Origin of the sequence: Tropicimonas sp. IMCC6043 (assembly GCF_004146235.1) — a bacterium.
In the GTDB taxonomy this organism is placed as follows: domain Bacteria; phylum Pseudomonadota; class Alphaproteobacteria; order Rhodobacterales; family Rhodobacteraceae; genus Tropicimonas.
Map to the genome: position 1 here is coordinate 1 of NZ_SELO01000290.1, position 213 is coordinate 213.

General features: G+C 66.2%; 1 protein-coding gene. It reads right to left on the minus strand.

Going from position 1 to position 213, the window contains the following annotated elements; genetic code table 11:
- On the minus strand, positions 1–199 hold a 199-nt coding region (locus EU800_RS26700), incomplete at its 3' end, for a transposase (protein WP_371685683.1).
- Positions 200–213 lie beyond the last annotated feature (14 nt).

The window sequence follows — 213 nt, forward strand, 5'->3', positions numbered from 1 at the left end:
GGGCAGTGTCTCCAGCCAGGCGTTTCTTGCCGGCCTCGAGGAACCCTTTCGACCAGGGGTAGAAGAGGCTCTCGCCGATCCCGTCGCGGCGGCACAGCGCGGCGATGCGCTCCTCGCCTCGGAGTCCGGCCAGCACGATGCGGATCTTCTCCTCGGCCGAGTAATGCTTGCGGGTCTTCCGCTTGATCCCCCTGACCAGCTTGTCAGCGGCAT